The 13,950-nt window shown below is 59.9% G+C and carries 12 protein-coding genes; all 12 read left to right on the forward strand.

All coding sequences use genetic code 11. The annotated features are described in order from the left end of the window. Nucleotides 1-47: 47 nt before the first annotated feature. The 12 genes from EQW76_RS08785 to EQW76_RS08840 all read left to right on the forward strand — a co-directional run bounded on the left by EQW76_RS08785 (nucleotide 48) and on the right by EQW76_RS08840 (nucleotide 13,928). Nucleotides 48-968: a flagellin gene (locus EQW76_RS08785; RefSeq protein ID WP_142824015.1), complete on the forward strand. Its 921-nt coding sequence runs from the start codon at nucleotides 48-50 to the stop codon at nucleotides 966-968. A gap of 241 nt (nucleotides 969-1,209) precedes the next feature. After that, on the forward strand, nucleotides 1,210-2,130 hold the full coding sequence (locus tag EQW76_RS08790; protein ID WP_142824016.1) for a flagellin: 921 nt from the start codon (nucleotides 1,210-1,212) through the stop codon (nucleotides 2,128-2,130). Nucleotides 2,131-2,366: 236 nt separating this feature from the next. Further along, nucleotides 2,367-3,341: a flagellin gene (locus EQW76_RS08795; protein ID WP_142824017.1), complete on the forward strand. Its 975-nt coding sequence runs from the start codon at nucleotides 2,367-2,369 to the stop codon at nucleotides 3,339-3,341. A gap of 237 nt (nucleotides 3,342-3,578) precedes the next feature. Then, a complete protein-coding gene (locus EQW76_RS08800) occupies nucleotides 3,579-4,226 on the forward strand; it encodes a hypothetical protein (RefSeq protein ID WP_142824018.1) in 648 nt (215 codons plus the stop codon). After that, nucleotides 4,223-5,590, forward strand: coding sequence for a MotB family protein (locus EQW76_RS08805; protein WP_142824019.1), 1,368 nt, complete (start codon nucleotides 4,223-4,225; stop codon nucleotides 5,588-5,590). The genes EQW76_RS08800 and EQW76_RS08805 overlap by 4 nt, the downstream gene beginning before the upstream one ends. A 3-nt stretch (nucleotides 5,591-5,593) precedes the next feature. Further along, nucleotides 5,594-6,895: a chemotaxis protein MotC gene (gene motC / locus EQW76_RS08810; protein ID WP_142824020.1), complete on the forward strand. Its 1,302-nt coding sequence runs from the start codon at nucleotides 5,594-5,596 to the stop codon at nucleotides 6,893-6,895. Between the two features lie 2 nt (nucleotides 6,896-6,897). Then, nucleotides 6,898-8,490, forward strand: coding sequence for a flagellar hook-length control protein FliK (locus EQW76_RS08815; RefSeq protein ID WP_142824021.1), 1,593 nt, complete (start codon nucleotides 6,898-6,900; stop codon nucleotides 8,488-8,490). Then, the gene (locus tag EQW76_RS08820) at nucleotides 8,402-9,001 is read left to right on the forward strand and encodes a transglycosylase SLT domain-containing protein (protein ID WP_142824451.1); all 600 of its coding nucleotides are present in this window, start codon (nucleotides 8,402-8,404) and stop codon (nucleotides 8,999-9,001) included. The genes EQW76_RS08815 and EQW76_RS08820 overlap by 89 nt, the downstream gene beginning before the upstream one ends. A 281-nt stretch (nucleotides 9,002-9,282) precedes the next feature. Next, the gene (locus EQW76_RS08825; protein ID WP_142824022.1) at nucleotides 9,283-9,954 is read left to right on the forward strand and encodes a winged helix-turn-helix domain-containing protein; all 672 of its coding nucleotides are present in this window, start codon (nucleotides 9,283-9,285) and stop codon (nucleotides 9,952-9,954) included. Nucleotides 9,955-10,104: 150 nt separating this feature from the next. Further along, complete coding sequence (locus EQW76_RS08830; protein ID WP_142824023.1) at nucleotides 10,105-11,370, forward strand: flagellar hook protein FlgE; 1,266 nt, start codon at nucleotides 10,105-10,107, stop codon at nucleotides 11,368-11,370. Nucleotides 11,371-11,391: 21 nt separating this feature from the next. Continuing rightward, on the forward strand, nucleotides 11,392-12,858 hold the full coding sequence (gene flgK, locus EQW76_RS08835) for a flagellar hook-associated protein FlgK (RefSeq protein WP_142824024.1): 1,467 nt from the start codon (nucleotides 11,392-11,394) through the stop codon (nucleotides 12,856-12,858). An 11-nt stretch (nucleotides 12,859-12,869) separates the two neighbouring features. Continuing rightward, nucleotides 12,870-13,928 (forward strand): flagellar hook-associated family protein, encoded by a 1,059-nt coding sequence (locus EQW76_RS08840; RefSeq protein ID WP_142824025.1) that lies wholly within the window; start codon nucleotides 12,870-12,872, stop codon nucleotides 13,926-13,928. The last annotated feature ends 22 nt before the right edge of the window (nucleotides 13,929-13,950 follow it).

The following is a 13,950-nucleotide window of genomic DNA, read 5'->3' on the forward strand; positions in this document are numbered from 1 at the left end:
GACCCGGAATGTCCCTTTTAATCACGCCGCCAAGGGGCAAAAATCTTATGACGAGCATCAACACCAATAATGCTGCGATGGCAGCCCTTTCCACATTGCGTGGAATCAACAGCAGTCTCCAGTCGACCCAGAGCGCTGTCTCTTCGGGCCTGCGTATTTCCAACGCTTCCCAGAACGCAGCCTATTGGTCGATTGCAACCACAATGAAGTCGGATATCGGCGCGATCGGCGCAGTATCGGACGCCCTCGGTCTGGGTGCTGCCAAGGTCGACACGGCCTACACGGCGATGGATAGCGCCATCGACATCGTCGGCCAGATCAAGAACAAGCTCGTCACAGCCAAGGAAGGCAGTGTCGACAAGGCAAAGGTCCAGGAAGAACTCGGCCAGCTTCAGGCGCAATTGAAGAGCGTCGCCGAATCGGCCTCCTTCAACGGTGCAAACTGGGTTGTTGCCGCCTCCGGCGGTTCTGCTTCGGTCGTCTCCTCCTTCGTGCGCAACGGTTCGGGCGGCGTCGCTGTCACAGAGTCCTCCTACTCGTTCAACACAGGGTCGCAGGGCAACGTGTTGTTCGGCGTCAACAGTAGCGGCGAAGCCGAAACCAGCTCCGGCATTCTGGGCACGACCGAACACATCGGCTCCTCGGACTTCTCCGTTTACAGCCTCGATATCCGCGGCATGACGGGTTCCGGCATCGACAGCTCGATGAACATGGTGGAATCTGCCCTGCAGGCCATGACCACTGCTGCTGCCCAGCTCGGTTCGCTGTCCAGCCGTATCGACCTCCAGACGACGTTCGCCTCGTCGCTGAGCGATGCCATCACCTCGGGTGTCGGCAAGCTCGTCGATGCCAACATGGAACAGGAATCGAGCAAGCTCTCGGCGCTGCAGACGCAGCAGCAGCTGGCGGTCCAGTCGCTGTCGATTGCCAACTCCTCTTCGCAGAACATCCTGTCGCTGTTCAAGTAAGCGTACGCCTTACTACATAAGCCGATCACTGAGCCGCGCCCCAAGGGGCGCGGTTTTATTTTTACGATACATAAAAAAGGCCAGAGTTAACGATCTGTTAACCAAATTTGTGTCATCTCGAGCTAACGCAACGGTTGGTTAACCTGTCCTAATGGTCTGTTAACAGGCATGACGCCGGTCTCCGTTCCCGGCCCTTCCGGAATGTCCCTTCTAATTCACGCCGATCAAGGGGCACCTCGACATGACCAGCATTCTTACCAACGTTCCAGCCATGTCTGCATTGCAGACACTGCGCAGCATCAATACCAACCTGCAGGACACGCAGAGCCGGGTATCTTCCGGATATCGCGTCGGCAAGGCTTCGGACAATGCGGCCTACTGGTCGATTGCGACCACGATGCGCTCCGACAACAGCGCCCTTTCAGCTGTCTCCGACGCCCTTGGCCTTGGCGCCGCGAAAGTCGATACAGCCTACACGGCTATGGATAGCGCCATCGAGGTGGTCCAGAACATCAAGAACAAGCTCGTCACCGCCAAGGAAGGCAGCGTCGACAAGAAGGATGTCCAGGAAGAAATCTCCCAGCTCCAGCAGCAATTGGAAAGCGTTGCCGAGTCCGCGTCCTTCTCCGGCCAGAACTGGATGATCGCTTCAGACGGTGCCTCAGCCTCGGTCGTATCGTCGTTCGTGCGCACCAGCACCGGCGGTGTCGCGGTCAACAGCACCAGCTATCGCTTCAATGCCAGCTCGCAGGGCAATGTCCTGTTCGGCTCCAACGCCTACGGAGAGGTCAACACCTCCAGCGGCATCATCGGCAGCGGCTCCCTTTTTGGCGCGACGACATTTTCTGTCTACAGCCTCGATATCAAGGGCATGACCTCCGGACAGGTCGACAAGGCCCTGACCATGGTCGAATCAGCGCTGCAGGCGATGACCACAGCGGCATCGCAACTGGGCTCGCTTGCCAATCGCATTGATCTGCAGACGAACTTTGTCTCGGCGCTGGGCGACACGATCGATGCCGGCGTCGGCAAGCTCGTCGATGCCAATATGGAAGAGGAATCGAGCAAGCTGACTGCCCTGCAAACCCAGCAGCAGCTCGCCATCCAGTCCCTGTCCATCGCCAACAGCAGCGCCCAGAACGTCCTGTCGCTGTTCAAATAACGGCCCGCCATCCGGCGGTCTCAGAGGCCAAGCCTTGAGTGTAGCTTGCGCGGCAATTGCTAAGGTCGATTTAGCGCTTGCCGCGTGGCTTCATCGCTTGTTAATGATAATACGCAGCAGTTTGTTGCAAGCGACAGGCCGAGCCGGAGAACATCCGCGCAGGCTGGCATGAAGCCGAAAAGTCGCCGCCGGTCAGCCCGGCCTGGCACCTTCACACACATCGCGGGCATCATTCCATGAGCAGCTTGACCACGAACGCTTTTGCGCTTGGCGCACTCACTGTCTTGCGCGGTGTCAACAAGGACCTGAGCACGGCCCAGCAGCAGGTGTCGTCCGGCTACCGTATCGGCTCTGCCGCTGACGATCCGTCCTACTGGTCGATGTCCATGACGATGAAGTCGGACAGCTCGAGCCTGAAGACCATCGGCGACGCGATGTCGCTTGGCGCCAGCAAGGTCGACACCGCCTACACCGCGATGACCTCGGTGATCGACGTGCTCACGGAGATCCAGGCAAAGCTCGTCAGCGCGAGCGAGACGGGTGTCGACAAGGACAAGCTCAATACGGATATCCAGGCACTCAAGGCGCAGTTGCAATCCACCGTCGAATCCGCGTCCTTTGCCGGTTCGAACTGGCTGTACAATTCGCAAGGGGTCGCCGACACGAGCCAGTCGGTCATCAGCAATTTCGTTCGCGGTACCTCAGGCCAGGTCACGCTCAACACGATCGACTACGATTCCTCGCAGTCCCTGATGATCGATACGGCCGATCCCAGCCGCGGCTTGCTCACCAAGACCGTCGATGCCAACAGCATCGCTTCCGACGGCACAGGCACGGCCCGCAATTACTATCTTCTGGCGCCGGCAGGCTCGACAGGGACGTCTGGAGGCACGGAAATCTCGCTGAGCGCCGCCACGACGTCCGGCCAGGTGACCGACATGCTAAATGTCACGCATTCGCTGCTGACGGCAGCAACGTCTGCGGCATCGAACATGGGCGTCACCAAGGCGCGCATCGACAGCCAGACGACCTTCGTTGCGGGTCTTCAGGACGCCATCGACACCAGTGTCGGCGACCTCGTGGATACCAACATGGAAGAGGCCTCGGCGCGCGTCACGTCTCTGACGACAGCCCAGCAACTGGGCGTCCAGTCGCTTTCCATTGCAAACACGATGGCCAGCAAGATCCTGGTCTTGCTGCAGAACGGCTGAGGGTCGATCGAACGGGCCGGGTGGCATCATTCACCTTCGCACAAGTTTGAACTCCTACTTTCCCGTCATCGGGTACGAACCTGTCGATCGAACGACTGGGCGTGCCGGACGGAATTTGCAGTCGCTTGACGGAACCGGAAGCGGAATGATCAACGTGTTGAACACCAAAGTCCCACCGACGGCGCCAGCCGCCGCACGTCTGAAGACGGTTTTCCGGCAGGCATTCGGGGTAGCATCATGACCCGGATGCTATCGCGTTACCTGAAGGACTTCGGTGCGGAGCAGCCGGCCCCGGCAGCCGCCCCGGCGCCGGTGCTCAGAAGCATGCCTTTCGAAGACACCATGATCTTTCCGGAACCGGAAGAACTACCGGTGGTCGATCTCGCGGCCGAGCGTCGCGAAGCCTATGCCGAAGGCCACGAGGCTGCCACGCTTTCGTTGTCCGAGGCGCACCAGGAGGAACTGGACGCGATCATGCTCGCCCATGAAGCGGCGCTGGAAGAATTGAAACAGAAATTTGAAACCGAAGCGGTGGAGCGCATCGCCGAGAATTTCAAGCAGATGGCGACTGCAATCGGTCTCGCCGTCAGTGCCGAGGTTGCTCGCGCGCTATCGCCGATCCTCACCGAAACGCTCACGCAGAAGGCAATCGACGAACTCGCAAGCCGCGTCACGGCGGCGGTTCTCGACGGCGCTGTGGGCCCGATTGCCGTTAGTGGACGGCGCGTCATGTTCGACAGCCTTGCCGCCAAGATCGATCCGGACGGCGTGCTTCTGACCTTCGTCGAGGCGCAGGACGTCGACCTCTGCGTTACCATTGGCGACGCCGTGCTCGTGACCCGCATGTCGGCCTGGGCCGATAGCCTGAGGAACGTCCTTTCATGAGCGACGCTGAAAATCACCACAACGGCAAGAATGAAATCATCATCATCAAGCGGCACGGCGGCGGCGACCACGAGGGTGGCCACGGCGGTGCCTGGAAGATCGCTTATGCCGACTTCATGACCGCTCTGATGGCCTTCTTCCTGGTGATGTGGCTGGTCAATGCATCGAATGCGGAAACCAAGGCGTCCGTTGCGTCCTATTTCAATCCCATCAAGCTTGCCGATACCAAGCCCACCGAAAAAGGCCTTAAAAAGCCTGTGGACGCGGCGGAAGGTGAGCAGAAGCAAGAAAAATCCAAGGAAAACTCCGACCAGCAGACCAATGGCGCCTCGGCCGCTTCCGGCGAGGACCAGACGTCGACGGCTGGCGACCAGACCAATTATTCCGAAGCCGATTTCTTCGAGAACCCCTATTCGGTTCTGTCGGAAATCGCCCAAGAGGTGGGTCAGCAGGCCAATGTCAGCGCCAAGGGCGATGGCGGTGCCAGCACCTCCGGTCCGGCAACCGGCGCCGATGGCGGCAAGGCCTACCGAGATCCCTTCGATCCCGATTTCTGGACAAAGCAGGTGAAGGTTACTCCTAGCTCCAAACCGGACGGCGGCGAAGCCAGCAAGACGGACGACGAGCCAAAGGGCGAGGTGGTTGCCATGGCAAAGGCCACCGCGTCCGATAACGGTCCGGTATCCGACAAGCCGCAAATACCCGAGACGCAGGCCTCTGCCAGCGATCAGGCGCAGCAACCGCCGCCCACCAATCCGCCGATTCCCGAAAAGATGCCGGAGGGTATGCAGAAGCCGATGGATGCTGCCGAGAAAGCAGCAGCCGATGCTGCGCAGGCTGCAGAGGCCGCTGCAGAAAAGGCTGCCGATGCGGCAAAGCCCGCATCGACCGCCGCCGAGACGCAGGATGCCAAGACGCTGCAGGCGACGATCCAGAAGGAGATCGGTGGCGTCGCCGGGAAACTCGCCGAAGGTCTGGTCGTCACACCGGCCGAGGGTGGGTTGCTGGTGACCATTTCGGACCAGAGCAACGATCCGATGTTCAATATCGGCTCAGCCGTGCCGCGCAAGGAGATGGTTCTGGCAATGGCGAAGATCGGCAAGATCCTTGCTGACCGCCCCGGCGCCATTGTGCTGCGCGGACACACCGACGGCCGGCAGTACAAAGCTGGCGAGAGCGACAACTGGCGCCTGTCGCTGGACCGCGCCCAGAGCGCCTATTACATGCTCGTCCACGGCGGCCTTGATGAGAAACGCATTTCGCAGGTCTCAGGCTTCGCAGACCGTCGCCTGAAGATGCCAGAGGACCCGTTCAACAACGCCAATCGTCGTATCGAGATCCTGGTTCAGGGGAGCCAGGGATAGTTCATGGCGCGCAGCAAGCATCGATACGGGCTGACGCTCACCCTGGCTCTCGGCGCGTTGTTGCCGGGAGTAGGGCATGCCGACGACAAGGATCTGGCGCCCCACAAGATGCTGAGATCCCTGCAGTTCGTGCAGGATTCGGTGGTGCTCGGCGATCACTCTGCCGAGGAGATGCAGCGCTTCATGTTGTCCACCATCGACGATCGCCTGCGATCTGCCGACAGGTCCGTCTTCGAGGATGTCCGCAATGTCGATGCGGCGCTGGTGTATACGATGAGCGGCGGTAATCCGGACACTCTGGAATTTTTGATGGCACGGGATGTCGACGGTCATTTCGACAACCGCGTCGCGGATGTCCTGCGCAAATACCTGAGTGGCAAAGGCCTTCTCATCGTCAAGACGCTGGCCGACACGGCCAAGGAATATCGCGACAAGAAGATCGGTCCCTACCTGTCGCTGGTCGCAGCCAATGTCATGAGCGCCAAGGACCCCAAGGCTGCTCTCAAGCTCTATGACTGGGCGCGCCTGACGAGCCCCGGGACAATCGTCGAAGAGGCGGCCCTCAGGCGCTCGATGGCTTTGTCGACCGAGGCAAAGATGGTTCCGCAAAGCCTTACCTACTCGCAGCTCTACGCCCGCCGCTTCCTGCATTCGCCCTATGCCAGCCAGTTTGCCGATCTCTTCGTAAAGCTCGTGGTCGATCACAACACCGAGATTAAGCCGGAGGACATAATCGATATCCTCTCCTTCATGGACGGGGCGCGAAAGCGTGAGGTTTATCTTCGTATCGCCAGGAGCGCGACTATTGCCGGCAAGAACGATCTAGCCCGGATGGCATCGGCCCAGGCGGCGGCTATTCCGAGCGATGGCGGCGACTCGTTCAACCAGCTTGCCAACTTCTACGGTGGCGTCGCCAATGTCTCGACGGACAAGGCTGACGCCGCGGCCCACGATATCAACGAAATTCCAGAGGGCGAGTTGAACGCCAGGGACCGGGCGCTGCGCGACGCTGCGAAGACGGTCGCCGACGCGGTGACGCGGCTTCCCGAGCCGCAAAGCCTGACGCAAGCTTCACGCACTAAGCCTGCTAACGGAGAGACCCGACACGATGGAGCCGCAAGCGTCGAGACGCTAGGGACGAAAAGTCCCGCTGCGGCGGCTGTCGGGCAAGGAGCCGCCGCAAGCGCGGCTCAACCCCATGATGGAGGGGGGCAGGATGCCGACTCTTCGTTCACCACATTCGTGACATCAAGCCAATCGAAGCTCGACGCGCTTGACGGACTTTTGAAGCAGGAAGGCAATTGACCATGGCCGGTATCGGTATCACCAGCGCTTCCGCCGGGTCTGATGTCGTTTCTCTTTCAAAAAGCAGCAGCCGGAGCAAGGGCTCGGGTAGCGATTCCCAGCGGTTCCAGGATGCGCTCAGCAGCTCCGGAAACAGCACGGATGCGAATGCCGCGTCTAAGCGCAGCACTGCCGATACAAATTCGGTCGACACGACCGCTTCTGAGCCCGATACCGGCAAGGCAACAGGCGAGACCCTGCTTCAAGCCAGCAACTCGGCCACTGGGTCGGCCACCCCGGCGCCAGTCGGCGACGGCACGTTGCTTCCCGTACCTCCGGTCGCGCCACCCGTGCCCGGCGCCCCCCTCGTTTCGCTGCCCGCTGCCCCGGTGGCCGTGCCCGCTGCCCTCGCTCTTGTCGTCCCTGCAGATGATGGTGCTGCGGTGAAATTGCCAGCCGCCGATATCGCCCAGCAGCTGGCCGATGTCGTTGCCGGCGCGGCGACAGGCGAGCCAGCCACACCCGTCAAAGGCGATCTTCCCGGCGTCAAGGGCAGCAAAAGCGGCGCTGACTCCGACGATAGCAAGGACGCCGATGCCAATGCATCAGACGCCAGTGTCGCCAACGGTGCGGTGGCTGACGTGCTGTCGCTGCTCGGAGCCGGTTTGTCGGCCGCCGTCATCCCCGCACAGACATCAGCCAGCGTTCTGGCCGCAGCCGGGCAGCTCCACACCGGCAATGGCAAGATCGATCCCGGCGCGGCCTCTGTTGCAAATGCGCTTCCAGCCGACGCCGCGGACGACAGCGGCGACGCTGTTGCCGTAGGCATGGCCATGCTGGCGCCGTCAATGGGCAGCGCTGGCCAGGGCAATGCCGTTGCCGGCACCTCAACCGACGGTGACGCCCCCGTAACCTTCAACGTCGATCGGGCGAGTGGCAAGGTACAGTCGCTGGATCTCTCAGCGAGCCGGAATGCTGACGATACGCCTCAGCTCGATATCAAATCGGCAAGCGGCGACACCGGGGCCACCGTTACGGTCCTCGACTCCCGACGTTTCGTCGGCCTCGCCGATGGCTCGAATTCGGCACTGGTTGCCAATTCGCTGACGGGCAACAAGGACTGGGCAGCGGCCATGCAGCCCAATGCGGCGCTGACCGGAGCATCGGCGACGACCAGTGCCAGCAAAGTCATGAACACTCTGAAAATTCAGATGAATCCGGATAATCTCGGGATCGTCACCGCGACCATGCGGCTTTCGGGCGAGCAGCTTTCCGTCGATCTCAAGGTCCATTCTGCCGAGGCCTACAGGCAGCTCAGCAACGACCAGAGCGCGATGATCGATTCACTGCGCCAGCAGGGCTACAGCGTCGATCGCATGACCGTGACCTACACCGCGCCGGACACATCGAGCAACAACCAGCAGAGCCCCCAGGGCCAGCAGCAGCAACAACCCGGCACAAGCCAGGGGCAGGGCAGCGATGGCCAGGCTCGCAGACAGAATTCAGGACGACAGGCCGGTGATCAAGATGGTATCTCGCGCGCAGGCAACGTGGGTACGGACGATAGCGTTGCTGGCAGTGCTCAGCGGGCTCGTGCCGGGGGCGTCTATCTCTGACGCCAGCGCTTCCACCACGGAAGGAATGTGCGAGCGGGAAATCCAGGCGGCGGCGCTGAAATACGGAATTCCCGAAGGCATACTCTACTCGGTCGGGTTGACCGAAACGGGCCGCAAGGGCTCCCTCTACCCCTTCGCCATGAATATCGAAGGCAAGCCATTTTTCCCGGCATCTGAAAATGCGGCACTGCAGCTCTTCGCGCAAGCGCATCAGAGCGGTGCCAAATTGATCGATATTGGTTGTATGCAGATCAACCAATACTTTCATGGCGAGAACTTCGCGTCGGTCGAGGCGATGTTCGATCCGCACAGCAATGTCGAATATGCGGCCAAGTTTTTGAGCGTTTTGCACGACAAGCACGAGACCTGGACGATGGCGGTGGCGCGCTATCATGCGGGTCCGAACAACAACCCGGCGCAGAAGGTTTACGTCTGTCGGGTGATCGCCAATCTCGTCGCCACCGGTTACGGAAAATGGACGCCTAACGCAGCCACATTTTGCCGGGAATGACCCCCGATAAAGTTGTATTAATGCCACATTTTAGCGCTTCTCAATATGGCGAGAACGTGAACGAAAAAGGCATGGCAATAGCCGTCTTCAAAATGTATTAATTTTTCCACCGCTTTCTTGTGTTAAAATGATGCGCCACCCACTAGATGTGGTTCAAATCGGGGCGTCAAACTTAAGCAATTATTAACTCTCGCCACTCACTTCCCACAGTTGTTCGCGATTCGCTCGATTCGTACCCATAGCGACATTGGAAACATCCACAACTGATTCGGAGGCGGCGAATGATCGTAGTGGTTGACGAACGCGGACTTGTTAAAGACGGCTACACATCTCTCTTTGGGCGAGAGGGAATTCCTTCAACGGGGTTCGACCCCGAGGAGTTCGGCGAGTGGGTCCAGACGGCAGCAGATAGCGATATCGCGGCAGTCGAGGCCTTCCTCATCGGCCAGGGCGAGCATGTACATCAGCTCCCCCGGGCGATCCGCGATCGGACACTTGCGCCGGTCATCGCGGTCAGCGATCACCCCTCGCTTGAAGCGACGCTTGCACTTTTTGATTGTGGTGTCGACGATGTCGTCCGCAAGCCAGTGCACCCTCGCGAGATCCTGGCACGGGCAGCGGCCATCCGCCGTCGCCTGAAGGCCGTTGCAAATTTCACCGACGTCGGTGCCATCCGGGTTTTCTCCGATGGCCGCGATCCGGAAGTGCACGGCGAAGTTTTCGCCCTGCCGCGCCGCGAGCGCCGCATCTTGGAATATCTGATTTCCAACCGCGGACGTCGCGTCACCAAGACCCAGATCTTCAACGCGATCTACGGCATCTTCGACGAAGAAGTCGAAGAGAACGTCGTCGAAAGCCATATCTCCAAGCTGCGCAAGAAGCTGCGCAGGAAGCTCGGCTTCGACCCGGTCGATTCCAAGCGTTTCCTTGGCTACTGCATCGACTGGAGCTAAGCCTGCGGCTTCGACTGGGAATGATTTCCAGTCGATTTTGAACTACCCGAAAAGCCGCCTCATGATGATCTGCTTTTCCTCTCCCCACCAGACAGCTTCACGCAAGGCCCATTGATTAGTCTTGCGATAACGGGAAAACGAGGATTTCAGATGAGTCTTTTCGGTAGCATGAAGACGGCGGTTTCGGGGATGAATGCCCAAGCAAACCGCTTGAGCACGGTCTCCGACAACATCGCCAATTCGGCAACGACGGGCTACAAGTCCTCGTCGACAAGCTTTTCATCGCTCGTCCTGCCGACCACGGCCGGCACTTACAGTTCCGGTGGTGTTGCCACCTCGGTACAGTATGCGATTTCACAGCAGGGCGGTCTCTCCTACACCTCGTCCACGACGGACTTGGCCATCCAGGGCGAAGGATTTTTCGTCGTCCAGGATGCGGCCGGAACCCCTTACCTGACACGCGCCGGTGACTTTTCGCCGGATGCAAACGGCAACCTGGTCAATGCTGCGGGCTACAGCCTTATGGGTTATTCCTACGGCTCCGGTTCGCCGTCGGTGGTCGTCAACGGCTTTGATGGTCTCGTGCCAATCAATACGGAATCCCAGGGCCTGACGGCTGTCGCATCCACCACAGCTTCGTTCTCCGGCAATCTCGATTCGACAGCGGCAGTCGCCACCGGTAACTTGCCCGCAAGCAACACGGCTCCGGTGACAACCGATACCAAGAAGACTTCGCTGATTGCCTACGATACCCAGGGCAACAAGGTGCAGTACGACTTCTACTACACGAAGACGGCGGCTGATACCTGGGACGTCTCGGTCTATCGCGGCTCCGATGCCGCCACCGGCGGCACGTCATCCTTTCCGTATTCATCTGCAGCAGTCGGCTCCGGGACGTTGGCCTTCGATTCCAGCGGCAAGATTACCAGTGGTGGTACGCTTGCCATCAGCGACCCCAATGCTGTCAGTGGTACACAAGACATCGCTGTCGACATCTCGGGCTTCTCGCAGCTCGCCGCCTCTTTCGGCGCGACCGGCAAGGCAGACGGTCAGGCACCGAGCGCAGTCAACAAGGTCACCGTCGGCACCGATGGCACCGTAACGGCGCAATATGCAGACGGCACCAGCAAGCCACTGTATCGCATTCCGCTGGCGAATGTGGCGAGCCCGGACAATCTGACGGTTCTCAGCGGCAACGTTTACTCCGCCAATGGACAGTCAGGCGTGACGGTCACCGGTTTCCCGCAGTCGAGCGGTCTTGGCTACATCCAGGCAGGGGCGTTGGAAGAATCCAACGTCGATCTCGCCGGCGAACTGACGACGATGATCCAGGCACAGAAAAGCTATACGGCGAATTCCAAGGTGTTTCAGACCGGTTCGGATCTGATGGACGTTCTTGTGAACCTCGTCCGATAATAAATTAAGGTACTGCCGAGCATGACACTCACCCAGGCACTCAATACCGCGCAGGCGATCTTCAACAACACGGGCAAGCAAAGCGCCGTCGTGTCGAACAACATCGCCAACTCCAGCAACGCGGATTACACCCGACGTCAGGCGATGACTACCATCTCCGCCGACGGTGCGACGGTGGTACAGATTGCCCGCTCGGCAGAACCCTCGCTTCAGCGCCAGCTGCTGGCGTCAACCTCGGCAGATGCCGCCCAGCAGCGGCTTCTGACCGGCCTCGGCGATATCCAGTCGACGATCGGCGGCAACGACAGCGAGACAGCGCCGTCAACCTACCTTGCCAATTTCCGAGAGGCTCTCCAGGCTTATGCTGCGGCCCCGAACAGCAACACGACAGCGCAGGCCGCTGTGACGGCGGCCCAGGACGTTGCAAATTCGCTGAACCAGTCTACTGCATCGGTGCAGACCATCCGCACCAATGCCGACAAGGAAATCGCTACCACTGTCGGTACGCTGAACTCACTGCTCGGCCAGTTCCAGACCGCCAACGATGCCGTCAAGACGGCGACGGGCTCGGGCGCAGACGCCAACAACGCGCTCGATCAGCGCGATGCGATCCTCAAGCAGATCTCTTCCATCGTAGGGGTCAAGACGGTCAATCGCGCTAACGGCGACATGGCACTGTATACGTCTGACGGCGCGACCCTGTTTGAAACACTTCCCCGGGCAGTCACCTTCACCCCGACCAATGGCTATTCGGCCGGTAGCCCCAGCAACAGCGTCTATATCGACGGCGTTGCCCTCGCACCGGGAAGTGGCGCCAACACCACGGCCAAGGGTACGCTGCAGGCTCTGCTTCAGATCCGCGACGTCGAGGCACCGACCTATCAGAAGCAACTGGACGAGATCGGCCGCGGCCTGGTCACGATGTTCTCCGAGACCAACACGACGGATGGTTCCAAGCTCCCGGGCCTGTTCACTTATACGGACTCCGGCGGCAATCCGGGCGACACGCCGACATCGGCTACCGTTATCGACGGCATGGCTGCCTCGATCACCGTCAATCCGGCGGTCATTACCTCGGCGGGCGGCAACCCGAACCTTCTGCGCGATGGTGGTATCAACGGTACCGACTACGTCAACAATACGTCCGGCGACGCAGGCTATTCAACGCAGCTGGATGCTTACGACACGGCAATGGGCACAGCCATAGATTTCGATCCCAGCGCCGGCGTCGACAGCAATTCCAGCATCATGGATTTTGCATCGAACTCAGTCGGCTGGGTGGAAAGCGAACGCAGCGCCGCATCGACCGCAGCTGAAAATACGGCAGCTTCCTCGTCTCGCTCGACGGAAGCCTATTCGAACGGAACGGGGGTCAACCTCGACGAAGAACTCACTTTGATGATGGACATCGAGCAGTCCTACAAGGCCGGCACAAAAATCCTGAGCGCGGTCAACGATATGCTCACTGCCCTCCTTCAACTGAACTGACGGGTTAAGCCATGAAACTCTCCGCCATCTCAAGTAGTGCCATTCAGAACGCCATGCGGCTGACGATCAAGCAGTCGCAGAACGAGATGACCAAGGCCTCTCTGGAGGCAACGACTGGCGTCTATGCCGACATGGGCGTATCGCTGGGTGGCAACATCTCGCAGAGCATCGACATGACGCGCGACGTTTCCCGTCTCGACTCGCTTACGGCCAGCAATTCCACGGCGGCGGCGCGCATGACCGCGACGCAAAGCGGGCTTGCGGATATGACGAGCCAGTCGCAGACATTCCTGGATCAGCTGGTAGCCTTGCAGGGCAATCAAGATGCAAGCAGCATCGCGCTGTCCCAGACCACGGCAACATCGACGATCTCCTCCTTCGTTGCCGACGCAAACACGCAGCTGAACGGTCAGTACATCTTTGCGGGCACCAATACCGACGTCCAGCCCGTCACCGATCAGACCACGGCCGCAACGGCAGCAATACAGTCGGCACTCACAGACTACATGGCGGCCCAGTCGCCACCGGTGACTGCCAAGAGCGACCTGACTGCCGACCAGATGAACGATTTCATCAGCACCAAGGTGCAGCCGATGTTCCTGGACGACACGTCGCCGGCCCCGAACTGGAGCAGCTGGTCGAGTGCTTCCGACCAGAACATGACAAGCCGGATCAACAACTCCGAAGTGATCGAGACGTCGACGAACAGCAACGCTTCCGGCATGCGCTACATGGCGCTGTCGGCCACGGTCGCAAAGGCGCTGATGGGAACCGATATCAGCAAGGCGGCGCTGAACGCGGTGACGACGAACGCCATCAGCTTCGCCCGCCAGGGCATCGACGGCATGAATGCGCAGGCCAGCCAGCTTGGCCTGTCGCAGTCCCGGGTCACCAAGGCGAACGACGCCATCAGTGCCCAGAAGGACATCATCAACAACCGGATCGTCGACCTCCAGGGCGTCGATCCATACGAGGCATCTACCAAGGTCAACAGTTTGGAAACCCAGCTGCAGACTGCCTACACCATAGTCTCGAAAATTCAGCAGTTGAGTCTCGTAAATTACCTTTGATGATCAAAGGGGCGTAATGACC

It is taken from the genome of Rhizobium sp. rho-13.1 (assembly GCF_007000305.1).
GTDB classification, from domain to species: Bacteria; Pseudomonadota; Alphaproteobacteria; order Rhizobiales; family Rhizobiaceae; genus Rhizobium; species Rhizobium rhododendri.

Excerpts from the sequence above, each read along its gene's own strand:
- EQW76_RS08800 (WP_142824018.1), top strand. The coding sequence starts at position 3,579 with ATGACCCGGATGCTATCGCGTTACCTGAAGGACTTCGGTGCGGAGCAG.
- EQW76_RS08820 (WP_142824451.1), top strand. The coding sequence starts at position 8,402 with ATGGTATCTCGCGCGCAGGCAACGTGGGTACGGACGATAGCGTTGCTG.
- EQW76_RS08830 (WP_142824023.1), top strand. The coding sequence starts at position 10,105 with ATGAGTCTTTTCGGTAGCATGAAGACGGCGGTTTCGGGGATGAATGCC.
- flgK (WP_142824024.1), top strand. The coding sequence starts at position 11,392 with ATGACACTCACCCAGGCACTCAATACCGCGCAGGCGATCTTCAACAAC.
- EQW76_RS08795 (WP_142824017.1), top strand. The coding sequence starts at position 2,367 with ATGAGCAGCTTGACCACGAACGCTTTTGCGCTTGGCGCACTCACTGTC.
- EQW76_RS08790 (WP_142824016.1), top strand. The coding sequence starts at position 1,210 with ATGACCAGCATTCTTACCAACGTTCCAGCCATGTCTGCATTGCAGACA.
- EQW76_RS08840 (WP_142824025.1), top strand. The coding sequence starts at position 12,870 with ATGAAACTCTCCGCCATCTCAAGTAGTGCCATTCAGAACGCCATGCGG.
- EQW76_RS08805 (WP_142824019.1), top strand. The coding sequence starts at position 4,223 with ATGAGCGACGCTGAAAATCACCACAACGGCAAGAATGAAATCATCATC.
- EQW76_RS08815 (WP_142824021.1), top strand. The coding sequence starts at position 6,898 with ATGGCCGGTATCGGTATCACCAGCGCTTCCGCCGGGTCTGATGTCGTT.
- motC (WP_142824020.1), top strand. The coding sequence starts at position 5,594 with ATGGCGCGCAGCAAGCATCGATACGGGCTGACGCTCACCCTGGCTCTC.
- EQW76_RS08825 (WP_142824022.1), top strand. The coding sequence starts at position 9,283 with ATGATCGTAGTGGTTGACGAACGCGGACTTGTTAAAGACGGCTACACA.
- EQW76_RS08785 (WP_142824015.1), top strand. The coding sequence starts at position 48 with ATGACGAGCATCAACACCAATAATGCTGCGATGGCAGCCCTTTCCACA.